The organism is Peredibacter sp. HCB2-198, from assembly GCF_045999315.1.
Taxonomy (GTDB): domain Bacteria; phylum Bdellovibrionota; class Bacteriovoracia; order Bacteriovoracales; family Bacteriovoracaceae; genus Peredibacter.
On sequence record NZ_CP174607.1, the window covers coordinates 54,206 to 78,630 of the forward strand.

28 protein-coding genes are annotated in these 24,425 nt (G+C 43.0%); 9 read left to right on the forward strand and 19 right to left on the reverse strand.

From position 1 onward, the window contains the following. Window positions 1-18 precede the first annotated feature (18 nt). Together clpX and ACJVC5_RS00315 are read right to left on the reverse strand one after the other, a co-directional pair. Window positions 19-1,335, reverse strand: coding sequence for an ATP-dependent Clp protease ATP-binding subunit ClpX (gene clpX, locus ACJVC5_RS00310; RefSeq protein ID WP_408097384.1), 1,317 nt, complete (start codon window positions 1,333-1,335; stop codon window positions 19-21). A gap of 21 nt (window positions 1,336-1,356) precedes the next feature. After that, window positions 1,357-1,962 carry an ATP-dependent Clp protease proteolytic subunit gene (locus ACJVC5_RS00315; RefSeq protein ID WP_408099262.1) on the reverse strand — a complete coding sequence of 202 codons (606 nt, stop codon included), beginning with the start codon at window positions 1,960-1,962 and terminating at the stop codon, window positions 1,357-1,359. A gap of 254 nt (window positions 1,963-2,216) precedes the next feature. Here ACJVC5_RS00315 and ACJVC5_RS00320 point away from each other — a divergent pair, with 254 nt between their 5' ends. After that, on the forward strand, window positions 2,217-2,801 hold the full coding sequence (locus ACJVC5_RS00320; RefSeq protein ID WP_408097385.1) for a peroxiredoxin: 585 nt from the start codon (window positions 2,217-2,219) through the stop codon (window positions 2,799-2,801). Between the two features lie 322 nt (window positions 2,802-3,123). Beyond that, complete coding sequence (locus tag ACJVC5_RS00325) at window positions 3,124-3,399, forward strand: hypothetical protein (RefSeq protein ID WP_408097386.1); 276 nt, start codon at window positions 3,124-3,126, stop codon at window positions 3,397-3,399. Between the two features lie 103 nt (window positions 3,400-3,502). On the opposite strand, the gene ACJVC5_RS00330 is transcribed toward ACJVC5_RS00325, so the two are convergent. Next, window positions 3,503-3,745, reverse strand: coding sequence for a hypothetical protein (locus ACJVC5_RS00330; RefSeq protein ID WP_408097387.1), 243 nt, complete (start codon window positions 3,743-3,745; stop codon window positions 3,503-3,505). 218 nt (window positions 3,746-3,963) lie between these two features. Here ACJVC5_RS00330 and ACJVC5_RS00335 point away from each other — a divergent pair, with 218 nt between their 5' ends. Both ACJVC5_RS00335 and ACJVC5_RS00340 read left to right on the forward strand, forming a co-directional pair. Beyond that, the gene (locus tag ACJVC5_RS00335) at window positions 3,964-4,527 is read left to right on the forward strand and encodes a hypothetical protein (protein WP_408097388.1); all 564 of its coding nucleotides are present in this window, start codon (window positions 3,964-3,966) and stop codon (window positions 4,525-4,527) included. 9 nt (window positions 4,528-4,536) lie between these two features. Next, on the forward strand, window positions 4,537-5,052 hold the full coding sequence (locus ACJVC5_RS00340) for a Dps family protein (RefSeq protein ID WP_408097389.1): 516 nt from the start codon (window positions 4,537-4,539) through the stop codon (window positions 5,050-5,052). On the opposite strand, the gene ACJVC5_RS00345 is transcribed toward ACJVC5_RS00340, so the two are convergent. From ACJVC5_RS00345 to ACJVC5_RS00355, 3 genes are all read right to left on the reverse strand, one after another. Then, window positions 5,049-6,125 (reverse strand): hybrid sensor histidine kinase/response regulator, encoded by a 1,077-nt coding sequence (locus ACJVC5_RS00345; protein WP_408097390.1) that lies wholly within the window; start codon window positions 6,123-6,125, stop codon window positions 5,049-5,051. The two genes, ACJVC5_RS00340 and ACJVC5_RS00345, sit on opposite strands and share 4 nt — an antisense overlap. Window positions 6,126-6,324: 199 nt before the next feature. Then, window positions 6,325-6,510 carry a hypothetical protein gene (locus ACJVC5_RS00350; protein ID WP_408097391.1) on the reverse strand — a complete coding sequence of 62 codons (186 nt, stop codon included), beginning with the start codon at window positions 6,508-6,510 and terminating at the stop codon, window positions 6,325-6,327. A gap of 146 nt (window positions 6,511-6,656) precedes the next feature. Continuing rightward, window positions 6,657-6,935, reverse strand: coding sequence for an Hpt domain-containing protein (locus tag ACJVC5_RS00355; RefSeq protein WP_408097392.1), 279 nt, complete (start codon window positions 6,933-6,935; stop codon window positions 6,657-6,659). Between the two features lie 192 nt (window positions 6,936-7,127). Between ACJVC5_RS00355 and ACJVC5_RS00360 the strand changes: the two genes are divergently transcribed. Then, window positions 7,128-7,661 (forward strand): hypothetical protein, encoded by a 534-nt coding sequence (locus ACJVC5_RS00360; RefSeq protein WP_408097393.1) that lies wholly within the window; start codon window positions 7,128-7,130, stop codon window positions 7,659-7,661. Here ACJVC5_RS00360 and ACJVC5_RS00365 read toward each other — a convergent pair. From ACJVC5_RS00365 to ACJVC5_RS00400, 8 genes are all read right to left on the reverse strand, one after another. Further along, complete coding sequence (locus tag ACJVC5_RS00365) at window positions 7,656-8,225, reverse strand: PilZ domain-containing protein (protein ID WP_408097394.1); 570 nt, start codon at window positions 8,223-8,225, stop codon at window positions 7,656-7,658. The two genes, ACJVC5_RS00360 and ACJVC5_RS00365, sit on opposite strands and share 6 nt — an antisense overlap. Further along, window positions 8,222-9,541, reverse strand: a complete 1,320-nt coding sequence (locus tag ACJVC5_RS00370) for a PhoH family protein (protein ID WP_408097395.1) — start codon at window positions 9,539-9,541, stop codon at window positions 8,222-8,224. The genes ACJVC5_RS00365 and ACJVC5_RS00370 overlap by 4 nt, the downstream gene beginning before the upstream one ends. Window positions 9,542-9,590: 49 nt before the next feature. Further along, the gene (locus ACJVC5_RS00375) at window positions 9,591-10,706 is read right to left on the reverse strand and encodes a hypothetical protein (RefSeq protein ID WP_408097396.1); all 1,116 of its coding nucleotides are present in this window, start codon (window positions 10,704-10,706) and stop codon (window positions 9,591-9,593) included. Then, complete coding sequence (locus ACJVC5_RS00380; RefSeq protein ID WP_408097397.1) at window positions 10,703-11,647, reverse strand: hypothetical protein; 945 nt, start codon at window positions 11,645-11,647, stop codon at window positions 10,703-10,705. Before ACJVC5_RS00380 ends, ACJVC5_RS00375 begins: the two co-directional genes overlap by 4 nt. 68 nt (window positions 11,648-11,715) lie before the next feature. Then, window positions 11,716-12,930 carry a pyridoxal phosphate-dependent aminotransferase gene (locus tag ACJVC5_RS00385; protein ID WP_408097398.1) on the reverse strand — a complete coding sequence of 405 codons (1,215 nt, stop codon included), beginning with the start codon at window positions 12,928-12,930 and terminating at the stop codon, window positions 11,716-11,718. Between the two features lie 3 nt (window positions 12,931-12,933). Next, the gene (coaD, locus tag ACJVC5_RS00390; protein ID WP_408097399.1) at window positions 12,934-13,416 is read right to left on the reverse strand and encodes a pantetheine-phosphate adenylyltransferase; all 483 of its coding nucleotides are present in this window, start codon (window positions 13,414-13,416) and stop codon (window positions 12,934-12,936) included. 37 nt (window positions 13,417-13,453) lie between these two features. After that, the gene (locus ACJVC5_RS00395) at window positions 13,454-14,035 is read right to left on the reverse strand and encodes an RsmD family RNA methyltransferase (RefSeq protein ID WP_321393142.1); all 582 of its coding nucleotides are present in this window, start codon (window positions 14,033-14,035) and stop codon (window positions 13,454-13,456) included. Window positions 14,036-14,038: 3 nt separating this feature from the next. After that, a complete protein-coding gene (locus ACJVC5_RS00400; protein ID WP_408097400.1) occupies window positions 14,039-14,452 on the reverse strand; it encodes a hypothetical protein in 414 nt (137 codons plus the stop codon). Window positions 14,453-14,650: 198 nt separating this feature from the next. On the opposite strand from ACJVC5_RS00400, the gene ACJVC5_RS00405 reads away from it, so the two are divergent. Then, window positions 14,651-17,485 carry a hypothetical protein gene (locus ACJVC5_RS00405; protein WP_408097401.1) on the forward strand — a complete coding sequence of 945 codons (2,835 nt, stop codon included), beginning with the start codon at window positions 14,651-14,653 and terminating at the stop codon, window positions 17,483-17,485. Beyond that, window positions 17,482-17,919 (forward strand): D-aminoacyl-tRNA deacylase, encoded by a 438-nt coding sequence (dtd, locus tag ACJVC5_RS00410; protein ID WP_408097402.1) that lies wholly within the window; start codon window positions 17,482-17,484, stop codon window positions 17,917-17,919. Before ACJVC5_RS00405 ends, dtd begins: the two co-directional genes overlap by 4 nt. On the opposite strand, the gene ACJVC5_RS00415 is transcribed toward dtd, so the two are convergent. Beyond that, the gene (locus ACJVC5_RS00415) at window positions 17,916-19,259 is read right to left on the reverse strand and encodes a hypothetical protein (protein WP_408097403.1); all 1,344 of its coding nucleotides are present in this window, start codon (window positions 19,257-19,259) and stop codon (window positions 17,916-17,918) included. The two genes, dtd and ACJVC5_RS00415, sit on opposite strands and share 4 nt — an antisense overlap. A 197-nt stretch (window positions 19,260-19,456) precedes the next feature. Between ACJVC5_RS00415 and ACJVC5_RS00420 the strand changes: the two genes are divergently transcribed. After that, entirely contained in the window at window positions 19,457-20,437 is a 981-nt protein-coding gene (locus ACJVC5_RS00420; protein WP_408097404.1) for a hypothetical protein, read from the forward strand. Here ACJVC5_RS00420 and ACJVC5_RS00425 read toward each other — a convergent pair. After that, window positions 20,427-20,738: a hypothetical protein gene (locus tag ACJVC5_RS00425; RefSeq protein WP_408097405.1), complete on the reverse strand. Its 312-nt coding sequence runs from the start codon at window positions 20,736-20,738 to the stop codon at window positions 20,427-20,429. The genes ACJVC5_RS00420 and ACJVC5_RS00425 overlap by 11 nt on opposite strands. Continuing rightward, window positions 20,735-21,217: a hypothetical protein gene (locus tag ACJVC5_RS00430; protein ID WP_408097406.1), complete on the reverse strand. Its 483-nt coding sequence runs from the start codon at window positions 21,215-21,217 to the stop codon at window positions 20,735-20,737. Before ACJVC5_RS00430 ends, ACJVC5_RS00425 begins: the two co-directional genes overlap by 4 nt. 165 nt (window positions 21,218-21,382) lie before the next feature. Here ACJVC5_RS00430 and ACJVC5_RS00435 point away from each other — a divergent pair, with 165 nt between their 5' ends. Next, window positions 21,383-22,399, forward strand: coding sequence for a hypothetical protein (locus tag ACJVC5_RS00435; protein WP_408097407.1), 1,017 nt, complete (start codon window positions 21,383-21,385; stop codon window positions 22,397-22,399). Here the strand turns inward: ACJVC5_RS00435 and ACJVC5_RS00440 are convergent. Together ACJVC5_RS00440 and ACJVC5_RS00445 are read right to left on the reverse strand one after the other, a co-directional pair. Then, window positions 22,396-23,340, reverse strand: coding sequence for a hypothetical protein (locus tag ACJVC5_RS00440; RefSeq protein WP_408097408.1), 945 nt, complete (start codon window positions 23,338-23,340; stop codon window positions 22,396-22,398). The two genes, ACJVC5_RS00435 and ACJVC5_RS00440, sit on opposite strands and share 4 nt — an antisense overlap. Next, on the reverse strand, window positions 23,318-24,388 hold the full coding sequence (locus tag ACJVC5_RS00445; protein WP_408097409.1) for an aminopeptidase: 1,071 nt from the start codon (window positions 24,386-24,388) through the stop codon (window positions 23,318-23,320). Before ACJVC5_RS00445 ends, ACJVC5_RS00440 begins: the two co-directional genes overlap by 23 nt. Window positions 24,389-24,425: the final 37 nt, after the last annotated feature.

Genomic DNA, 24,425 nt, shown 5'->3' on the forward strand with positions numbered 1-24,425 from the left:
GTAAGAAGTTTCGAGAATTTACGATGCGTTCTCAATCTTCTTTGCCGCTTTGGCACCGGCCTTCGCTTCTACGCGTTTTTTGCGGTCACCTTCTTCAAGTATTGGTTTCCCTGTACCTGTAATCGCCTCTTTAGTGATAATACACTTGGCGATTTTCTCGTTACCTGGAAGGTCATACATCACATCTAACATCACCTGCTCAATAATTGAGCGAAGACCACGGGCCCCGGTTTTTCTGTGTAGAGCAGTTTGGGCGATTTCTTTGACCGCATCTTCTGTGAATTCCAGATCAATTCCGTCAAACTCGAAGAGTTTTTGATACTGCTTAACAATCGCGTTCTTTGGTTCAGTAAGAATCGACATCAGCGCTGCCTCATCTAACTCTTCCAGCATCGCCGTCACTGGTAGACGTCCGATGAACTCTGGGATCAGACCAAATCTCACTAAATCTTCAGGCTCGATGGCACCAAGGTTTTCAAGGTGAGATTTCTCTTTCTTCTCGTTTGTGTTGTTCGAAGTAAGACCCACAGACTTAGACTTCGTCATACGCTTTTCGATGATCTTATCCAGACCTACGAAAGCACCGGCACAGATGAAAAGAATGTTACGAGTATCAACTTGGATATACTCTTGTTGAGGATGCTTACGTCCGCCCTTCGGAGGAACGTTTGCCACTGAACCTTCAACGAGTTTTAGAAGTGCTTGTTGCACACCCTCACCCGATACGTCACGAGTGATAGATGGGTTTTCAGACTTACGTGCAATCTTATCAATCTCATCCACGTAAACGATACCACGCTGAGCACGTTCAACATCGAAGTCACAGTTTTGAAGAAGTGAAAGAATAACGTTCTCCACGTCCTCACCTACGTAACCAGCTTCAGTCAGAGTCGTTGCATCTGCGATCGCAAATGGAACGTTCAGAAACTTCGCCAGAGACTGAGCGATAAGCGTCTTACCAGAACCTGTTGGACCAGCAAGAAGGATGTTTGATTTTGCAAGTTCCACTTCTTCATCACGAGAAGCGGCCTTATAAGAAATTCTCTTGTAGTGGTTGTGTACCGCCACTGAGATAATTTTCTTGGCACGATCTTGCCCGATTACATATTGATCAAGGTGGAGCTTGATTTCATGTGGCTTCGGAACATTGTCAGTAGCAGTTTTCGCAACTGTCTTTACTGAATCTTCGTAAATAATGTCATTACAGAGCTCAATACACTCGTCACAGATGTAGACACCTGGACCTGCGATTAGCTTTTTCACTTCTTTTTGGGATTTTCCACAGAAGTTACAATTTAAACTTCCGTAAGATCCGCCTGCTTTTTCTTTCGTCATATTTGCCTTTTCGCTAAGTGATTAAGCTTTTTTCAACTTGCCTTTAGGAATAATAATATTATCAATCAAACCGAACTCTTTCGCCCTCTCCGGACTTAAATAATTGTCACGGTCACAGGCCTTCTCAACCTCTTCGTACTTACGTCCAGTGTGCTTTACGTAAATATTGTTCAATTGTTTCTTTAGGTCGAGGATTTCTTTTGCTTGAATTTCAATATCTGTCGCTTGTCCTCGGGCACCACCCAGCGGTTGGTGGATCATAATTCTCGAGTGAGGCATTGAGTATCTGTGTCCAGCTTCCCCTGCTTGAAGAAGAAGTGAACCCATCGAGGCCGCTAAGCCCACGCAATAAGTGTAAACCGGACAAGTTACGTGTTGCATAGTATCGTAGATACCAAGACCAGCATACACAGAACCGCCCGGAGAATTGATGTAAAAGTGAATTGGAGCTTCAGGGTCAGACTGCTCTAAAAAAAGCATCTGAGCTACTAGTAAGTTGGCCACAGTATCATTCACTTCTGTTCCTAGAAAAATAATTCGGTCGAGAAGTAGACGTGAATAAATATCGTATTGGCGTTCTCCACGAGCTGTTTGTTCGATAACGATTGGATTAGGGATATAACCCATAGTTGTAGCTGTCATGCTTTTTCCTTTTCCCCGAAATGGTTGAGAGCTTTGTTCAACCTTATCGGAAAATACTTAGATTTCTTGAGCTTAAATTTAACCATAACTGCGGTTAGTTAAAAGATGGGCACAGAACTCCAATTTTCAAGGGGAAAGGAAACATCTAGTCTTGAATTATTTAGCACTTGGGTCTAAATTTCTGGGGTCCACGTTTCAATCCTGAAATTGGTTTAACCCTTTCTTTTAAGGAGTCTCACATGTCACGTTTAGTTGGAAATCCAGCTCCGTATTTTAAAGCTGAAGCACTTGTTAACGGTGCTAGCAAAACAATCTCTCTAGATGACTACAAAGGTAAGTGGAAAGTTCTATTTTTCTACCCTCTAGATTTCACATTCGTATGTCCAACTGAGCTTGTGGCCTACTCTGAAGCTGCTGATAAATTCAAGGCCATGAACTGCGAACTTATCGCTTGTTCAGTAGACTCTTTCTTCTCTCACCTTGCTTGGACAAAACAACCACGCAATGACGGTGGTCTTGGCGAAGTTAAGTACCCAATCATCGCTGACCTTGATAAGAAAGTAGCTCGTGATTACGAAGTTCTTGTTAACGACGGCGTTGCTCTTCGTGGTCTATTCATCATCGACGACAACAACGTTATCCAGCACTCTACAATCAACAACCTTTCAGTAGGCCGTAACGTTGAAGAAACTCTACGTCTTGTTGAAGCTTATCAGTACACAGCTAAGTCAGGCGAAGTTTGCCCTGCTAACTGGAAAAAAGGCGCTGATACTATGAAGCCAGATACTGCTGGTTCAAAAGCATGGTTCAAAAAGAACGCTTAATTTGAAGCAATAACCGACCAAAAAGTTCGGTGACTATTAGGGGGGCCAAAAGCCCCCCTTTTTTATGTTTAGACGCCAATTGTCACCATGTAATTTGCGCATAACGCCGGTAAATTATTCAGTTTCTAGCCCCGCGCTATCAGTAATCTTTACAAAAGCTCAAGATAAAATTCTCAACTCCTTGTCGAAAATCAAGAGACTCCATATAACAGGCCCATAAAAACGAACGCAAAATCTGAGCATGTAAATTGGCCTCAGGTTTGAATTTCACTGGGTACGGATCCTGGCCATGACGACCTACGATCCAATTAAATGAGGGGATATGACAAAGTTGAACGTAGTAAACATGGTGGAATTCAAGGAACTGAAGGAATTGAAGCGCGCTGAAGAGTCGTACAAGCTCTATTTAAAATCACTCGCCAATTCTCAGCTCGAAATCGAAGTTAATAGTCTGCTTGAAGAGTTCCAAGGCGATGCCTATGGAAAAGACTTTTTCACAAAAGGTCAGCTTATTCTCAAAGAAATCTCTTCTCGTGTACAGCCAACTGTAAAGGCCAAAATCGAAAAATTATCTCAAGATACTCTAAGACTTCTCTAAAAAATAAGGGGACCTTCTGGTCCCCTCATAAAACCTACTGTTTTCTCGCATCTTCCTGATGAGCACTCAAGTTTGAATCGGTATTTTCTTTGCCGGTATCGTCTTAGTTTTCTCTTTCTTTGGAACCACCAGATTCACGGCCCTTGGAACCACCCACTCCACTACGATTGAGATCATTCTCTTTGTGAACGAGCTTTCCAGAATGAATTTCTGAATCTCGACGAGAACGCCGTTCTGATTCAGCATTTTTTTTATCTTCCTCATCTTCATAAGACTTATATCCTGACTTGATGGTTTTATTATCTCGAGAAGGGTTACGAAATGGCTCAACATTCTCATTCACCATTGAGGACCTCCATATACATTCTCAGAAGCAGATGTGGTGCCAGATGGCCTTCGAATTATTATCTGGGTTTGAAATGAAATGCTCTGTTAAATCAATCACTGCATCAGGGGAAAATGTCCCCGAGCTAAAGCAATCTTCAAGGCCAACTCTCTGAAACTGATGTGAAAAAGAGTGGCTTCAAACTTGCTCATTTCTCACTATGTCCAATGGAGGAATAGATGAGATTTTGGTTTTTAATTTCACTTATTTTTGTTGCAAGCTGCGCACACGATGCAAAGAAAAAGAACCCGGATGACGAACCGGCCAATCCGGCCACTGTCGCCGGGACTCGTTATACCACTCTGGAATTTACTAAAGGGAAATCAGATCTAACGGCCGCCAGTAAGGAAAGTCTCAAGAACTTCATCGCCAAAAGTCACCAAACCAATAAACCCATTGATGACATCCGAATTCTTGCTTGGGCCGATACCGAATATCCTTCTAACAAAAAAAACAACATTCCAAAGAGTCAGGTGATTCTTGCAAGTGAGCGTGCTCAAGAGATCCGTGATTATCTTGAAGTAGATCTCAAAGAAGTAAACGATATCGACGCTTACAATATGGCCAAGCGTCCTGATCTTTTGAGTAAAATGTTTCGTAGTGATGAATCCGAAGTCAAACAGGCATTTGAAACCACCGGAACAACGGCCTCTCGCCTACCAGATGGCTCTGTCTCATACACGAAGGCCTCTAAGGCCATTGTGATCATTGATTACGCCGGGACAGAGGACAACCTAAAATAGGAGGATTTTATGGCGAACAAAATTGAAGCGGAGTTTTCAGAACCAACGATCAACATTGGTATCAGCGAAAAAGACCGCAAACTTGTTTGTCGGGGTCTCAACAAACTTCTGGCGGACTCTTACCTTCTGTATTTAAAGACCCAGAACTATCACTGGAACGTTACCGGAAAGATGTTTCGCTCTCTGCACACGCTATTCGAAGAGCAGTATCAGGAGCTGGCGGCCGCGGTCGATGAGATTGCAGAAAGAATCAGGGCCCTGGGAGAATTTGCTCCGGGGTCATTCTCAAATTTCGCTCGAGTGACCTCGATCAAAGAAGAATCGAGCATCCCTACCGCCGAGGAAATGATTCATAACTTGGTGGTTGGAAACGAAGCTGTGGTGACGACGGCCAGAGAAATCATCTCACTTACAGATGAATGTGAGGACGATGTTACGGCCGATCTCCTGGTAGATCGCATGCAGGTCCATGAAAAGAACGCCTGGATGCTAAGAAGTATGATTGCGTCCAATAAGTCACACTAACCGATAGTCAGTTTGATATTTTCCACCAGGCCCGTTAAATCAATGGGCTTGGTGATAATTTCTCGATACAACTCTTTGTTCTCAATGTCCTTTGGCGTCGCCGAAATCATAACGGAAGGGCACTCTTTAAGTCCCAGTTCATTCTTTCTTTGAACAAACTCATTTCCCTTCATCTCATCCATATGAAAATCAACCAAGAACAAATGAGGTCGATGCTTGCAACTCACAAGACTTTCCAGGGCCTCTAACGGGCTCTGAAATGGATAAATCGTATATCCTTCTTTCTCCAAGGCCCAGCAAATGACATCTCTTAAATCATCATCGTCATCCACGACATAAATGATCTTACGCTGAGAACACTTCGGAAGATTAAAGGTAAAAAGCGCCCCACTCTGAGGCAGATTCTGGGCCGTGATCTGACCCTTATGGGCCTCAATGATTGTTTTACAAATAAACAGACCCAGACCGGTGCCGAGACTGTTCTGAGATTTTGAGCACCAATACTTTTCAAAGACGTGAGGCAGATCACTCTCATTCATGCCCGGGCCGGAATCACTGACATAAAAAACAAAATCATCCGCACGGCTTTCCAGGTTCAGATGGATAACTCCGGCCTTGGGAGTAAATTTAATGGCGTTATTAATTAAATTAGAAAGGACCTGAAACATTTTGTTCCGATCCAGGAACAGAACACACTCATGCTCAGGAACTGTAACTTTTAAGATCTGACCTTTGTCCCGAGATAAAGGTCTCAGAGCATCTACCACGTCCTGAAAAAGTTTTTTCAGGTCGACCTCGCTCTTCTGAAGATAGGTGAGGCCACTCTCCGACTTATTTTTCTCCAAGAGGTCACTGATAAGAGTTTTCAAACGATCAGTCGTCTTTAAAATTCTACCGGCCTGAATTTTGACCTCTTCACTTAAGACAGATTTCCCGCTCCGTTCCGCGGCCCTGATTAATAACTGGGTCTCTAGTTGAATGGCACTCAAAGGATTTTTTATATCGTGGGAAACGATGGCCAACATCTGCTCTTTCGAGGCAATGGCATCATACCCGGTCTTTAAACGATCCATGATGGTCCTTATCTCCGGGAGTGAGAATATATGCCTTAGGAGGTTGTTCCTCTCTTAATTTTGAAAGCTTGTGCGCCAGGAGCTTGAGCTGCAATTGGTCTGTGACAGAAGACAAAAGGATCAGCATGACCTCTTCGGTGGCAGGCTTAACTTTTGTCTTCGAATTAGGATTGTTTAATTTTGGCAGGCCCATGGGACATTAATTATTGAATGCTCCAGAGTCGAGAATGACTCTAAGTCTGAGGGATTTTTCTTCATTTGTGGTTTTTGGATTATGGTCTTCCAGAAGGCCGTTCCCTAAGAGTTTCTTAAGAGACTCTTGTAAAAGGCGATTCTGCCCTTTAGTAAGTGGGTTACGCTTTTCTTTTTTCAACATCACTCGCATGAACTCTCCGGGAATAATTTCCTAGCTAAAGAGCAAGGGTCATGCCGGCCCAGGATCGTTCTAAACTGATTGAAATTTGGATTCACAAGTGTAAACACGAGGCAAGACAGGACAATTTTGGGGCATTTTGATTGGGGCAATAATGACTAAGCGTGGATTGATGACTGGGCAGAAGTAATGGCAGTTTCCATCTTCTCGACCAGAATTTTAACTCTTTCTTTATCTTGTTTTTTAGCGGCCTTTTCGATTTCTAAACCAATGAAAGCGATCTGAGGAACATCGAAAGTTACAGCATTACCCTTCACTTGGTGACCAAGCTTAACGGCAAGTGAATAGTCCCCCTGATCGAGAGAAACTTTTAATTTTTCAATGTCTTGAATTCGACGGCTCAAGTACTTTATCTTTAATTCAACAGGCACTTGCATGAGCATTCTTTTTTAAGGTTCTTAAAAAGTTGCGCGGATAATATAGAAAGTTGCTCCTCTGGGACATTTAAGAGTGTCTAAATTTTAGACTGTTCTGAAATGACCGAAAGAAAAAATTTCAAAACCCAACACCCCGATTGAAAAAAAGAGGATAATTCCCAAAAAAAATATTTAGTCCGGAGACTAAAGGGTATGAAAATCATTGGTTTAATGCTGCTTTTAACGACTTTCGTAGCATGTGATCCTTATGGTTTTGGATTCAAAAAGAATCCTGCATACATATTGAATGAAGGATTCACGGCATTACAAAATAATGATCTGGAAAGCCTTCTAGAGGTCCTTGGAAAAGAGGCCCTTTGTGTTTATGGAAACGAAAAGGGTGTTCAGTATCTTCGCGACAATCTGGACATTAATATTGAAAACGTAAAAATGATTCCGAAAGTGCTCACATCAAAGCACTACAACTCCCCTCAGTTCGTAGGATTTTGGTCTTATTACAGCGAACGCTATCAAGTTGAGGTCCAAGACCAAACGACCAAGGAAATTCCAGTAAGGGCCATTATTGACTGTAATTACGGTACGGACGGAGCGAAGGAAGAAAAGCTGATTGAGCTTACTCCTAAGAAATACAAAATTAAAGAATGTCGTCTGACGAAGTTTATGCCGGCGAAGTTCGCGCCTCTTCCTATTTCAGAAACATGTCTTCCATTGAAAGTGGATCTATAACCACTGAAGGCTTTTATAATCGTGAGTGACTTGAGCGCGAAGTTGAGCGATCTTTTCAATATCATGATACCCAAGAATCTTCGCCAGAGTTCGTGCCCTTATTTTCGTTTCTTCGTCCGTGTTAAATGAATCAATCATCGTCTGAAGATAAATAAGGTTCGAAGAAAAAGTCGAAACATAGTCTTCAATATACTTCTGCTCATTCGGAGAGATGCGGATGAACTCCAAACCAAAACGAGAGCGAAAAATATTATCAAGATTCTTCGAAAGCTCCTCACGCCTTACCATCCGGGCCTTGGCGCGGATCACATGACGGGTAAAAAGCTCCTTAGAAAACGTCTGCATCTTTAAAATTGAGAAGTTTTTGAGTGCCGGAAGCTGAGGCAGAGAAAGCATCAAAGGCACTTCATCGGTCTCAGGAAAGCTTGGAAGTTCATCTAAAAGAATCCCTCCCTCTGAGATATTCAGGGCGTGCGCTTTTAGCACATAAGAGCCATCAGCGTAGAGCACACTCTCCTTAAAAGGGGCCCGTAAATGCCTACGCTGATAGCTCTTCTTTATCATAATAACTTAGAAGCAATTTCCGAAAGCGGCGAACGTTCACCCACAGAAAGTTTCACGTGAGCAACAATTTCTTCACCTTTCAATTTATCAATTGTGTAAACCAGACCGTTGTTAAGTGAATCAAGGTATGGGTTATCAATCTGTTCAGAGTCACCTGTCAGAACGATCTTCGTTCCTTCACCAGCACGAGTGATAATCGTTTTAATCTCATGCGGAGTTAAGTTTTGAGACTCGTCCACGATCATGTACTGCTGTGGAAGAGAGCGACCACGGATATAAGTCAGGGGCTCAACGTGAAGAAGGCCTTGGTTGATCAACTCATCCCAAGTCGTCATTTCATTGCGAGCACGCTGATTACCGAAAAGGAAATCAATGTTATCGAAAATTGGCTGCATCCAAGGACCAAGTTTTTCATTGATGTCACCTGGAAGGAAACCAAGGTCACGGCCCATGGGAACGATCGGACGCGAAACAAGAACACGTGAATAGTTCTGCTTTGTGATCGCACATTCAAGACCTGCAGCGATGGCAAGAAGGGTCTTACCTGTACCGGCCTTACCAACCAGAGACACAAGGTTGATCTCGTTATTTAAAAGAGCATCAAGCGCGAACTGCTGTTCGATGTTCTTCGGGTGAATGCCCCAAACGCCCTCTTTTGGCTTAATCAGAGGAACAATTCCACCTTTCTTAGCGTGGAAACGTCCAAGGACCTTCTTGAAAGGATTATTTTTATCTACCAGAATGAGGTATTCATTCGGATAAATGCTTGGGATATCACCTGGCTCGAGCTTTAAGAATCTTTCTTTTTCGAATTCTTCAATCTTCTCGATATCGAACGGAACTTGTCTCTGACCAGAGTAAAGTTCATCAACTGTTACGTCAGTTGTTTCATAGTCCTCTGCGTGAATATTAACGGCATCCGATTTAATACGAAGGTTAATGTCTTTCGTAATGAGGGTAACGTTCTCGCCCGCTTCTTTAAGATTAAGGGCCGAGGCCAGAATGATGTTGTCATTCAAATCCAGCTTTAAACCAGATCCGGCATTACCTTTATATTCCTTAGAAACAGAAATTTGAAGTGTACCACCATGCTCAAGAGTGACCCCTTTAAACAAAGAGCCCTCAGTTCTGAAGCCATCAATCAAACGAGAAAAATAACGGGCGTTACGACCGTTTTCGTTCTGATCTTTTTTGAAACGATCTAGTTCTTCAATGACTGTGAGTGGGATGAATACTTTGTTGTTAGGGCCGAATTTGTTAATAGCTAGGGGATCAAGTAACAGGACGTTAGTGTCCAGAATGAACGTTTTATTCAAAGTAGTCCTCCAATCCGTGGGGGTGTGTGCTTGAATTTAGGATAAAAAATTAAGCATCGAATGAAAAGTCGAATAATGAGAGATATAGAACGAATCTGCGAGATTTAATCTGTTTGTACTTAGATCCAAGTTCCATGTCATAAAAACCGGCAGTTACTTTCATAAAGGCCAGATCGAGCGAGGCTCCATAGCTGTAATAGCCGCTATTCATCCCCGCCATTACCGAGAGTCCCGGAACTCCGACCTCAGCACCGAATCGGAGGCGCTTCCCAAAGTCCATCTCCTCATTAAGAGCTCTGACGTCCGCGGAAAGGATATAGTGAAACAATTTAAAGTCCTGACCGGCAGCAAGGCCAATATTAAATTGATCACGAATGTCCGCTACCTGTAGGTTATCAGGGTGACTCTGTTCTTTAAAATTAGTTCCCGTAATGTCCAAGGCCACAAGGCTGGCGACAAATTGGGAATTTCCTCGGCGAACCACATGCTCTAGGCCCGCATCAAAACCAAAACCGACACCCTTCACTCTTCCCAAGGTCTTTAAAACTTTCTCAAGCTCATCCTGACCTAAAGAATCAAGTACTACCGGGCCCGCTAAGGCAAGAGTGTCTCTTACGCCCGTTCGCTCCAGGTATTTTGCACTAACTCCCAATGAGGTTTGAGAACCTTGAGAATTTTTGCGGCTTAATCGTCCTAGGCCAATCGGAATTCCAATTCCCATCATCACTCCTCGATCTGAACGAAGATCGAGATCTAGCATCGGATGAGAACGGTTTCTTAAAAGAACATCATAACTTTCATTGGCCAGAAATGTGACGCCCACATTGAAAAGCTTAAATCCAGGCGCAATACCAGCAGAAGCATGGGCCGGATAATCCATTAGAACTTTGGAAGCACCAACCGGTTCGTCCGGAAAATCTTTGAAACGATCCATATCATTTAAGATATTTGTTCCGTGGAATTGTGGGTTCACGGGATTAAGAGTGAAGTCTCTTTTATGACGAGCAAGTGCCGCTGGATTATAGAAAAGTGTGAATTCATCATCATTAACGGCAGTGAATGCATCTCCCATTAAAAGTCCACGAGGCGATCGCATCGTATAAGGTGTATCGAATGCGAAAGCAGTCGAAGCAAATAAAGTGAGAGAGAAAAGCCACCACTTCATTGAAGGCCCGTTTCAAACACCAGGGAATAAAGATATTCCATGTCGTCTAAGTTAGAAGCGGTATCCATGGCCGTCTCACATTCAGATTGAGACGTCATATTGATTAATGTTCCAAGTCCGGCAGCAACGGCCGCGGTCTTGAAAGTACTCACTTGCGTAGAAATGTCCTCTAGTTTTGCCAGCTCACTACTTCCACTTAAATCCAAATTATCTAAAATATCGAGAATGTTTGTGACCAACATTAGACCTTCACACAGTCTACGTTTTGTATTCGGTAAATCTGCGACGGCAAAAGATAAATCCGGGTGTCCGTCATTATTGGTAGTACAGGCCCCGGTGACGGCACTTGCGACCACTGTTTGTGCACGTGCATCGGTATAATTGATGAAGCATGAATTAGTATTTGTTCCTGCCCCTTTAACTCCCGTTGCATCAACGTTCCCATAGAAATTTAAAAACTTTCCAAGGTTAACCACGTTGAGCATGAGGGCCTGAACACTCATGTCACCTGCTTTACGTGAACCAAATTTAGTCACGCGTGCATCGTGTGTGACTGTTGTAGTTGTTCCTAAAATGGTGTTGATTCCATTTCTTATGGCGACATACTCATCTGAATCTGCAGTGATCTCAGTAGAGAGACTCATGCTTGCGATTGATTTCATGATATCCGCTGGAGTACCAGTTGATAGACCACTTAACTCATTGGCGATGAAATCCACTTCATCGTAATTTGCCAGACAAGCATAAGCAGATGCCAGAACCTGAATATAGATTGGGTTCGTTGAGTCACTTGCCTCAAGAAGAACCTTAAGGGCCTCTTCGCATTCACCAGAAGACAAATGGGAAAGGGCCACATCAATGGCCTCGGCCGTTTTTTCTTCAGGCTTCTGAGCACAACTGGTAAGAACAAAAAGTATAAAAATGATGAAAAGTGAGCGCACGTTTCCCCCTAAATAAATTATAAACCAGAGGGAAAATGGCCCATATACCGGGCCAAAAGTGCCAGCTTTTAGAACTTGTTTAAATACCTGACGATTTTAGTAATGGCCTCTTGAAAAGGCACTTCTTCAATAACCAGCGATATCCTTGCGGTATTTGGAATTCCAAAATCAACACCAGGAACGACGGTGATTCCTTCATTGTTTAGAAGCTCGTCAGCGATTTGATAAGAATAATCTTCCTCACCATCGAAGCGCTTAAACATTGGAGTACGAGTGAAGTCGATCATGAAGTAAAAGGCCGAGGTTGATTGATACCAACAGTGGCCCAGATTAGCTTCACGGAACTTCTCTCTTAAAGTCGCCGCATTGGTACGGATGTGATTTTTAACGGGAGTTAAAAAACTCTCTAAGAAATGGAGATCAAAATCCAATAGCGCTCTTTGAACAAGGCTGTTTGGTCCTGAGGTCGTTTGCCCTTGAATTCTTCCCATCGCTTGAACAACATCCGCCGGAGCAATGGCCCATCCAAGACGAAGACCTGTTGAGGCCAGGGTCTTTGAGATTGCGTGCACGACAATTGTCCGCTCTAAAAGCGAGCGATCAAATTGATAGAAGTATGTTGGTTTTGGATCAAAGTAACTAATATCAGCGTAGACCTCATCTGAGATCGCGACCACATGCGGATTCCCTTTTAGAAGTTCCGCGAATTCTCTCATCCATGCTTCTGAATAATGAACACCTGAAGGGTTATTCGGGCTATTCACAATAATGGCCTTGGTCTTAGGAGAAATGATCTTTCTAATGTCTTCAATTGCAGGAACGAAGGCATCAAAAACATTCGACTTCACCACCATCGGAACTCCACCCCAGAATTTAATCATCTCTGGATATGAGACCCAATAAGGTGCCAGAAGAATCACTTCATCACCCGGATCAATAATGGCGCCCAAGGCATTGTAGAGAGAGTGCTTAGAACCATTACTCACAATCACATCCATATCGTTTTCAACTGTTTCAAGTTGAAGGCGACGAGTGTCTGTGAAAAGTTTCAGAAGTTTTTTTCTGAGGGCCGGAAATCCGGCGGAAGGAGAATATTGATAACTTTTAAGAAAATTTAATTGATGATGGATCTTTTCAATAAACTCAGAGACGGGCTTAATCGGTAACTGACCACCTGAAAGATTGTAGATGACTTTCCCCTCTTCTGTGAGCTGGATCGCCTTCTCATTGAGCTTCATGGTGATACTGTCTGAAATACCTTTGACTCTGGAACTTAAAAGCATCGACTAACCTTTTATCTTCTTCATTTCTTCGTGAACCAGAGGCGGAACAAACGAAGTAATGTCTCCATTATGATTATAAACTTCTTTCACCAGGGAGCTTGAAATGTAGTAAAGCTTCTCACTGGTCATGAGGAAAACCGTATCGCAATCAGGATTGATTTTACGGTTCATTGAGGCCATTTGAAATTCAATCTCAAAGTCTCCCGTAGGACGAAGGCCTCTTACGATAGAGCCGATTTTATTTTGGCGAGCGTACTCAACAATCAGTCCCCCCCAACTGTCCACTTTCACTTTCGGTTCATGCGCGAAAAGTTTTTTCAGAACATTCACGCGCTGTTCACTACTCATGAATGGTTTTTTATTGGGAGATACAGCAACGAGAACGACGATCTCATCAAAAATTTTGATGGCCCGTTGAACGATGTCGAGGTGACCGTTAGTAAATGGGTCGAAAGTACCGGCGTACAACGCACGTTTCTTTTCCAAGTGGAAATCCTTTGGAGATTAAACTATAGGTTTAATCTTATACCAATTTGCCGACGACGACAAAATGATCGCCCTGTTCCACTTTTTTAATAACCGATTGGAATGCTCCCGTGACGAGATCGATCTTTGGTCCCTTGAGACGATCGGACTCCACCCACACTTCGCCCTGGAAGTTCATCTCTTTTAAGATCTTCAGAACATCAAAGTAAAGAGCATGGTTTTCATAGGGAGGATCGAAGAAAAGAATGACGTTTTCTGTTTCCGGTAACTGATACTGAAGCTCTTTTTGGACCCAATTTTTTGCGTCCAAATTAGTCACTGTGATCATGTCCGGTTCAAACTTAAAGGCCTTTTCAAGATTGGCCTTGTTATCTTTCAGGGTAAGAAATGCCCCTCTCATCGAATCATTCACAAACACTTTTTGTGAACCACGTGAAAGTGCCTCATAGCCCATGGCCCCTGAGCCCGCACAAAGATCCACGAATATGTATTCGTCCATGTGTTGGCGCCAGTCGAAAAGTTTACGTTTAATGAGAACGGAAGTTGGCCGGGTGGAATCGGCCTTAGGAGTTGCCAAAGGATATCCTCTGGCAATTCCACCTAAGATCTTTATAGACATTGATTAAGCAGCTTTTTTACGAGAAGTAGTTTCGGCAGATACTGGCACAGTAAATTTCATACCGCCATCCATTTCGATGTTGAGACCCGTTTCTGTTACTTCCAGACAAACGACTTTGCCACCGATATCGAACTGCAGTTCAAGCGAAAGATTGCCCTGAACTTTAAAACTCATTGATGTAGCGGCCGGGGCCGAAGCTTGTTGAACTGGAGCTGCTTTTGGCGCGGCCCTCTTTGTTTCTAAAGAAACCGGAGCAGGTGCAGCAACCGGAACGGATTCTTTTTCATCCATATGGGCGAGTTCTTCCAGTACCGACGAAGTTGCATGAACTTCTTCTTCCCCTGAAAAATCCTCTTCTAAGGCTTCAATTTCTTTCATGATGTCTGAAAGCTCTTGGTCGTTGAAGCTTTTATCCATATCTCACTCCCGTAAGTGTAATTTATTTAATTATAAAGCTCACTTACCTATTCGGCACATTGCGACTAAACTTTAGGAAAATCGTCTTTTTTAGTCGTCTTTTTTCATGACAAAAACACTGGGATAACCCATAATCTTCTCTCCCATTTAATTAATGTTTTCAATAGTTTTGCTTTACTGGACAGGAGTTTAGTCCCTTTGAGTAATAAAACCTTCTTTGCTTCGCAATGGCTAAATAAGGACATCGAGTCTCTCGAAGACTCGGCCGTTATTGCTATTGATCAAGAAGTGCCTGAAGTGTTTCATGTCAAAGGACGTTTTCCGACTTTCATTCCTGGCCCGCGCGTTTCACGCAGTCCTGAAGTAAGCGACCGCTTCTCTCCTCTTCACTGCTTTGTTCCTGGTTGGAAAGGCGACTCTCTTCTTTCAAAGAACGTAATTAAATTTGAGCGCATTCTGACTTTGGTTCAGATGGACGTGAAGAACGAACTCTTTAAAACAAAAGATTTCCCGAAAACCATTAAGCTTGGACTCTATAACGAGTTCCTTTCATATGCAGAAACTCTGGGCCTTCACTTTGAAGGACTAGATGATCTTGGTAACTTCTGGCAGGCGATTTCTCCTGAGGCACTTCAGGACAATCCTAAGCTACTTGAGTTCATTGATATCTACGCTAACCGTGTAGCAACAATTACGTTCCTAAAACTTCGTTTCATTTCGTCACTTCTTGATCGTTGTGGAATTGAGTTAACGGATAAGGCCCTTCTTTATCCAACTTCTTTTCTCTCTCAGATCTTCAAGAAAGGCTCAATCTCTGAACTTCAGAGTCGTGCCCTAGAGAGTAACCTTTATAGCTGGTACCGTCCGCATGAAGGCATGAAAGAGGCCATGAAGGAACTTCTGATTGTGTCGCGTGATCTCGCAATCACAGAAATCACAAAACATATTTCTCTTCGTACTCAGGTTGAGCAAGATCAGCAGAAAGTTTATTCGCATGCTCTTTCTCATGTGAGCCTGGGTCTGTTCCTGAATTCTCTTCAAATCAACTTCCCTCTTTGGCTAGAGACCATCGAAGGTAAGAAGATTCCAACAGGTGGAATGGAAGATGAAGAGATCGTAAGCTGTAAGTACTTTGGTGATTATCTTGAGTCCCTTTCTCTCTCTCACTGGCTTGCCCAGGAGAACAATAAAGATTTCCACTGGGACCAGTTCCTATGTCCGGACTTCAAAGGTCTTGAGTTCATCTCAGGTACATTCACTAAAATCTGTAACGAGCTTCAGTTCCTGACTTTCCTTGCTTACAAAGCAGAGAGCCAGCACGAGAAGCCGATTGATTACATTTGTAAAATCATGGGCGGACACTTCAGAAACCGCAAAAATAATCAGGTGAAGCAAGGGTTCCTACTTGAGGACAATCCTTTCTACACTTCGACTTATGACCGTGTGGTTCTGAACCTTTGTCATTTCCCTAAGAACAATCCACAGCACTATCTCATGACTCAAATCGGAGATCAGGTGAAGTACCTTAAACCAAATGGGTACTTGTTTGTTCTGTCTTCTAAAAAACTATTTGTTCCTTCACTTCGTGAAAGACTAGAACCAGTTCTGCGCGAACTTAAGACCGAGGCGATCTTCGATCTTGAGAACGTTAAAGGTAAAGGCGAACTTGGTTCTTATATCTACGTGTTCCGTAAGAAGAACAAGTGTGAAACTGAAAAGCAGCTTTGCTCATACTTCCGTATTTCTGCCGAGCTAGACAGCTTCCACAACTTCTCTTCTGTGACTGAACACTTGAGATCATTCTATCTGTCGCACTTAAATGAAGTGCCTCCGATGGCCCACCTGGATTTCCCGGATTCATTCCGTGTTGAATTCTTCCAGGAAGCAGTTGTAAACGGCATGTTGATTCATTCTACTTCAGAAGACTCAAGCCGTATTACTCACCCGGCCTACTTCAAGGGTCTACTCGCGAACTGTGTTCCACTAGATACTATTTTTGAAATTAAGTCTCTTCACTCTGAAGAAAAGTTCCGTCCAGAGTCGACTCTTAACCTGGGTCTTAAACGTGACGTTTCTTACTTCCTGGTAGTGGACTTCCGTCATGGTGATGTGAATCTAGAGATTCACCCAATGGACACGTTCCGTTCGATTCATTCGGACTACGGTGAGACTCTTTGCAGCTACTTCCAGCTCATTCCGAAGATTCCGGGCCTTAACCCGAACATTCTTCGTAACTACTTCCTAACAACAGTTGGGAAGCAAGTAATGAACCTTACTTTCACTGGTGGTCTATCACTTGTGAAAGGTTCTTTGAGTAAGTTCCTAGTTCCGAAGTTTTTAACTGAAACAGAATCTCTACCTGAGCACCTTAAATCAGGTTTCAGAATGCTTGAAATGAACGAAGAGCAACTTTTAGATGCTTCTCCTCGTGATATCCTTCAGGCCTTCCAGCATATTGATCAGATCACGAAGAACCTTTTCCCACGTTACGCTTGTGAGATCCTTTCTCGTTATTCAAACCTTGAAAGAACTCTCCAATCTCTTATCTGGAAAATGGACGACCTTCGTTTCGGTCAGAAAGTAAGCTTCAGTAATCCTCTAGTTCAAGGACAACTGGTTCAAAAGCCAACTCGTCCGCTTTATCCGGAGAATGAAGATATTTTCCTAGAGTTCGTAGAAGGAACAGTTCCAACTGATATCCATCTGCCATTGACTCAGACTCAACTTAAAGTTTCTCACGAAGGCGAATTAAAGCTCTATTCTCTAGAGCTAATGAGCCATCATAAAGTCATCGTACGTCTTCACACTGAAGAACCAATGGTTCTGTTTATCCAGTTCCTATTGTCTCACGCGGTAGATGTGCCGATCTCTAAGATCCTTCGTGCGGTCCATATTCCATCACTAAGTGACCTGAAAGAAATCATTGAGACCACTCAGAGCTTTAAGACCTCGTACCAGGAACTTCTGGGCCAGGTTCAAAACTCTATCACTCACGCTATGAGAGTCCAGGTAACACCGAAGAGGATGCCGTGAAGGTTGTCGTTCAGCGAGTACAAGAGGCCTCTGTCTCGGTTGATGCTGAAATCGTTGGTTCCATTAACTCGGGACTTCTTCTCTTAGTGTGTTTTGAGCAGGGTGACTCAGAAGACTCGCTTCTAAAAGCAGTAGATAAAATCTCAAAACTTCGCATTTTCGACGACGCCGAAGGCCGCATGAACTTAGACATTCAGGCCGTAAAAGGTGAAATCCTCTCAGTCAGCCAATTTACGTTGAGCTGGGACGGAAGCGGTGGACATCGGCCGAGTTTCGAAAAATCCATGGCACCACAAGAGGCGCGATTAAAGTACGCACTTTTCAATCGTGAACTTAGAAATCGTGGATTTACTGTGAAGGAAGGAAAGTTCGGGGCGTTTATGAAAGTGTCACTGGTCAACGATGGACCAGTGACGTTTATTCTTCAGTTTTAGTTCATTAATTCGCGAGTAAGGTCTTTCTTCTTACCTTTAAAAACAGAAACAAGTTTGTTGCTTCTTTGATTGGCCGGAATGCGGTTAACAATCAGACGGATGTTCATCCCTACGATGTTCCCGTTACGATCAGTTTTGTTTTCAACGTGCCAGCCAGCGCCTGATTCATTCACCATCTCTTTCAAGATGATCATGTTCATATCAATACCATCACCTGCAGCGGCGTTTGTGCTTGTGGCATATTCAAGCTCAGAAGCAGTATAAATGCTTCCAGCAAGGAACAGAGAAATCACCGTACGATCCGAGTGGATCTGGTTAGAGATCATGATTTTTTTATCATCCATACGACGAGCTGCCAGTTGGTTAACGGCCGCGTTCATCACTTGCTCAAAACTCTCATAGGGAACTGAAAGCTGAACATCGCGGACATCAGAAGCGTGGATCATTTCTTTTGGTTGGATGTTCTGAATTGAAACCAGAACTTCCTTCAAAGAAGTCTTGTGCATCGGAGTCGCTGGAGCTTCTTCTACTTTTTCTTCCTGGGCGATAACAGCAGTTGTTTCTGTCATTGGCATTTTTGCTGTCATTCTTTCAAGAAGGTCACCGTGATAGTCTTTAAAGATCTGGGCCGTAACAGGCATTCCTTGGGTCATCAGAGCACGATCTACCAGACGGTCAACCATTGCACCTACGTTGGCCTGGCCGGCCTTAAGAAGATTAAGGGCCTCTCTTTCAATCTCACGCTGAAGTTGGTGACGATTGAATTCCTGAAGAGAAAGAAGGCTTAACGAAAGAACGAATATAATAAGACCAGCTCCCATAAGGATCTCATCATTCATCTGTACTTCACGGATTTGAGCATTTGTTGCGTCGATTTCATCAACCAGATTTACTTTGAAGGCCTCCATTTTACCGTAACGCTCGTTAAGCGGAGCAAGTGGAGTGTCCATCATTTTTCCCACGAGCATTGGAGCATGAATCTTTAAAACTTTTTCATGAAACCAATGAACTTCAGAGATTAATTGATTAAGTGTTTCGTATCCCTTCCCTACGTTCTTGCGGAACGGGTTGATGCCTTTAATTGTTTCATTTAAACACTCATCTGAAAGGGCCATGAACTCACGATTCAGATAAGGAGATTGAATGTCTTTAATCATCATCGCAGTGAATGTTTGCGAGATGCGATTGAAGCATGTACCCACACCTTGATTCAGCACATTCATACGATCTAGTTGCGTCTGATTCGTCTGATGATGCCAGAAAGCACCAAGAGTCATTAAGAGACCCAGGCCACAAACCATATAGATTTTTGAAGCAGAGAGACTGAGTAATTTTTTCATGGAGAGCAACATCCTTGTTGTTTCGAGATCTTAAAATCCAGAGCTATTGTCTCTTTTTAAGGCCGTTAGAGTCAAGACGGGAGAATTTACCCGACTATCGCAATCAGACAGGTATTCTCTTGCCGAATTGGTGAGATTTATTGATTCTTAGAGTCACGAGATGGTATGATTTATCTAGAGTAAAGGAGTCCGGCAATATGTCGGCCAACACGATCACCATTAAGGTTAGAACAGATGTCACTGTGATCTTCTTCGCAGTGGTGGTGGCCCATGTCCTTTTTCTTCTGTTTTCTTACGAAGCTTTCCCTGATTTAAAGGATCTCATTTCTCAGCACGGGCAAAGTGAACCGATCGCTCCCCTTCGCATTCAAGACATGCGAAGAATCCGTACCGTGGGAGCTCGTGATAGTAAGATTAAAAATTCATCGTATCTTTCAAAGTCGTTGAATCCTTCGAAAGAAATTTCTGCGGTTAAATCTGGTAATGCCAAAATGACGGAAAACCACAAGGCCCCCCTTCATAAAAAGGCCCTGAGTTTCAGTGATCTTTCCAAAGCTGCTCCAGCTATGCCTCAAGTGGCCCAGCAAAAACCGGCCGCCTCGGAACAACCACAACAACGTCCGGGATCTCGTCCAGGTGTTATGCCTCAGACAAGACAGAAGGCCATCAATGCCATTAGCTTGAAAGGTAATCAGATTCAAGAATTCCAACGCACTCAAGGTGCTTCATCTTATCCAGCAAGTGCTGCTGCTTTAAGTGGAGACCCGAGAGCTCGCAGTCTTAGTAACTCTGATATTTTAGTGAATCTGGAAGTACCAGAAGGTGTGAACCCGGATGAGCTTAACGAATATGAATTGATGTTCTACGGATTCCAAAGAAGAACGGCGATTGGTTATGTGAATTCATTTTATAAGAAGCTTGATAAGTTTCAGCGCGAGAACCCGCATATTCAGTTCCCAATGACTGATACCAAACAGGTCATGACTGGTCGTCTTACCTACGATGAGAAAGGTAACATCAAACAGATCAAGATGATTCGTTGGACAAATGTTGATCGTCTCCAGGGCTTCTTTGAAGAAGTTCTGAAAGACATGGACACACTTCACAACCCACCAAAACCTCTTTGGAGTAAGACTGGTGAGTTCTCTATTTTCTTCAGCTTAGTAATTAACGGCTAAACCAATCTTCGAACTTAATTCGAATAGAATCGAAAAGTCCCTTTGGTTCTTCTTTAAGAAGATTGAAAATTGACGTGCGAATTTCTGACTCAAGAGTTTCTTGAGATTCACGAGTCAAAATCGGCATAGGAATCATGGCCTTAAGACTTTGGATCTCTTCTTCCTTGCTCTTGATCTGAGCACCAAATTCTGGATGCGTATGAACGAAGGCCTCAAACTCTGCGGTCTCTTCCGCAGAAAGAGAGCCATCTAGATAAGGAACGATTTTCTTCTGAAACTGAGTATAGGTTTTATCCATCATAGATTGGCCCCTTTATTCAGATCATTTAATAGAAGAAAACGACCATTATGAATTTTTTCGATGATCTCAAAACGTGGAATAAAAAGAATGTCTTCAATCTCTTCCACAGTAAACTGTGAATCATAACGAAGACTCATCACCACTCTCACCTTCGGATCAAGTGAATAGAATGAATTGTATTCAGGTGGACGAGTGATTCTCATCTGTTCATTTAACTGAATTGCACGACGTGTTCCGATATCTACCAGAAAACGAAGAATACCTTTGTAATAATGACGACGAAGAATCAGAGTCTCTTTTTTGTTTTCGAGATTCACATCACGGAACATGATGCTGTTTCTCTCTTTTAAAAGAAATGCATTCATCCCATCAATTACCAACTGCTCGGCCTGAAGATCATCAGGGATCAAGGCGAAGGCCACGCGGTAAAGCTTGTCCGTTAGCGGCTGTATAAGTTGATAAAAGTCTTTTCTCTTCATAGGCCAATTATTAAAGCTCAGACTAAGACCCCTTTCAAGACTTCAAAATCTATTAAAATCTTGCATCCAGTTTCGTATTTTCAACAGGTTACACTTTAAGGGATATGAACTTATCAAGTTTCCTTGAGTCTTTTCCGATAGGTTCAAGGAGAAAGGACGTATTTTATGAAACATATGCCATTATTCTTTGTTTTCACTCTCATCCTCTTTGTAGTGGGGTGTCAGGAAAAAACAAAAACGAAATTAGTCTCACAGGATCCACAATGTGCTTGGTACGGAACCTGTGGGGGAACAACTGGCTCAGCTCAATATTGTACAGGTAACTACTACTGGACCCAACCTAATTGCCCCGGATATACATACTGCCAACAAAATCCTGGATTTCCTTCATGTCAAAGCACTGGAACGACTACTGGTTCAACAACGAGTGGAACGGCCGGAGGGACGACTGGTGGCACGACGACCTACCCTAACCCATATCCAAGATACTATTCTGGTTACGTTGATAAAAACTGGATGGTGAACTATCCATATGTTCCTTCTATCAGCTGTACACCGGCCTCTGCACCGTCAGGAATCTCTTACACTCCTTATGATACTCGTAAAGGAAGTGTTACTCTTCGCGGACAAATTAACTATGACCCGGCCTCAGGCCAGCAGTTCTTTGATACAACTTCTGAACTCCTGAGATCAAAATCAGGTGCACAAAACTTCTTCTGGGGTGACTCGATCTTAAAGGTGAGATTCATTGCCAACGTTCAACCGGAATCTAGAAACACAACGACAGTTTGTCCGGGCCGTGTATCTGGTAAATCAACGATGAAAGGTTATGGCCGAATCAAGTTTGATCTAACTCTAGTAGGAACAACTCTTTCAGGTACGACTCAAACGGTGAACCTAGGAACAAAAATTATCGACGTGAATAAGTGTACTCCAGCGCTGGATCTTTCTACTTATGCCGCTCAATATCCAGGCGGTATCTACTTTAAGATCTCAAACGTATGGGGTAACCAAGAATGGTCACCAAGCTACGGCACTAATGAACCGTACATCTACGATACTTACGGCTTCATTTATCCGCAGAACCCATACGTCTCTGGGACTTGGAAACAAATCAGAACTTCAGACTGTTGGTCACTTGATATCGAAGTTGCTTCTAACGGTACAAAAACTTTTAACTAGTTCATCATATCAATCACTACGTCCGCAAGATTCTTCTTGTGGGCGTAGCTGACTTCAACTAGAAGTCCCGGACAGGTAATATTCACTTCCTGAACTGCATCTCCCAAAATATCAAAAGCGACCCAATCAACTCCGAACTCCATGAGCTCTTTTACAATGGCCTCGCATTGAGCACGAGTTTTTGGTGTTAGAGGTTCTGCATGGAAAGTCGCACCTTGAGCAATATTCGAGAGGAATTCCCCGTCTTTTGGCGTTTTCAGAATGGTCCCTAGCTCTTTGCCTTTAAAGTAGAGAGAACGGATTTCCCCCTGCGCCACTGCCTCGAGAAACGGCTGCACGATCACTGGCCCCTGAAGCTCGACGACCTTTTCTTCAAAGCGTTTTTCCCAAGCATTGAGAGATAATTTCTCAACCCCTAGCCCACTATAAAGGTCCATTGGTTTCAGAATCAGTGCAGATGGTTTTGGATCCAGATGCTGAACAAATTGCTGGGCCAGTTTAAGACTTGAACCAACATAACTTGGAGTTGCCCCGTTCGAGCGATAAGCGTAGAGTTTTTCATTGAAGTTCATGATCCCACGTGGATCATTCATCACCTTAATTCCCATTGATACTAAGTGATCTAGCATCCACAGGATGCGAAGATAGCGACTATCAAATGGTGGATCGAGACGCATGTGAAGAACATCGCTGTTATTTAGTTCGATGACTTTTTCACCAGTGGTTTCAAAGCTCGCCAGATAAATCTGATCTTCTTTCAAAGTGCCTTTAAAAGAGTGAACGCGAAGCTTTTGTGTGCCTTGATTATGGATGGCGAAGTCTTTTTCAAAGAGAACGTAACACTCAATTCCTCTCTTCTGCATAGCAAGTGCCAGCATCAGAGAAGAATCTTTTTTGATGTTTAGTTTTTCAATGGGATCAATTAGTAGCAAGTGGCGCATGGGGTACCTTTAGTTTCAGGTAGTCGGTAAAGCTTTCGATCTTATCTTGATCGTCAAACTTGTCGTACTCCATTCTAAGCCAAGTTAAGTACTGTTTTAAGTCGAAATTATTCTGAACCATGAGTTTTTCTAAGAAATCCTGCTCTTCCTCATAAGTGAGAAACGCAGCAAAACTCGCCTGGTTCCAGTCATCCTTGATTTCGCAGTCCTCTTCATCCAATTCTAGTTTGGCACAGAGAGATTTTAGATCCGGACGAAAGACTTCTGTCACAAAACGCTGAGTCAGCTCATCGGCCTTTTGATCAGTGATGAAGCCACCAAGTTTGGCAAATTCAGTTTGAAGGATGGAGATAAGTTCAACCACACGAAGGCTCACCTTCTTCTTCTTTTCTTCACGAGCGAGATAATCTTTTAGCTCCGGACGCCCCTTAAAATATTCTTGGAGCATGGCCTTACCATAAAGATTTGCGAGGTTCTCATTCAGATCAACTTCGTTCTTAATAAAGAAGATTGTATGAAAGAGTTCGTGGAAAACTAATTCAGCAAGTTCTACATCGTCATACTGGAAGAATGAAGAAAGAATGCGGTCCTCTAATAGGCCAAGAGATGAGTAGGCATAAACCGGACGAATCCAGGTCACGAGATTTTCATCTTCACGAAGGTCCTTAGCATACTCGATCGCCGAATCTTTTTGAAAGAATCCGATATAAGGGAAACTCCCCATAATGGGAAAATTAAATTCGTGGGCCTCAATCTTCGTGTGAGGACTTGCGATCACGAGATAAGTAACGGCCTTATTAGGTAAGATTGTGGTCTTGGTGTAGATGTTGGTCGGTTTGGCACCAAAGTAGTGATAGAAGAATTTCTTATACTCCCCTACCAGAAGAATCTTTCTTTTTACGTCTTCAGAGACCTTAGGGTCATCCAGGTAGACTTCATTTTTCTTGGCACCCCAATGGACCTTGGCCTGGCCAAGTCCTTGCTCAGTAAGGTAACCCATCATGCCACAGCTGGAGCACAAGAATAAAAGCATCAAGATTTTCAACATGGAATTATTCTAACGGAAAGAAACACAAAATCTACCG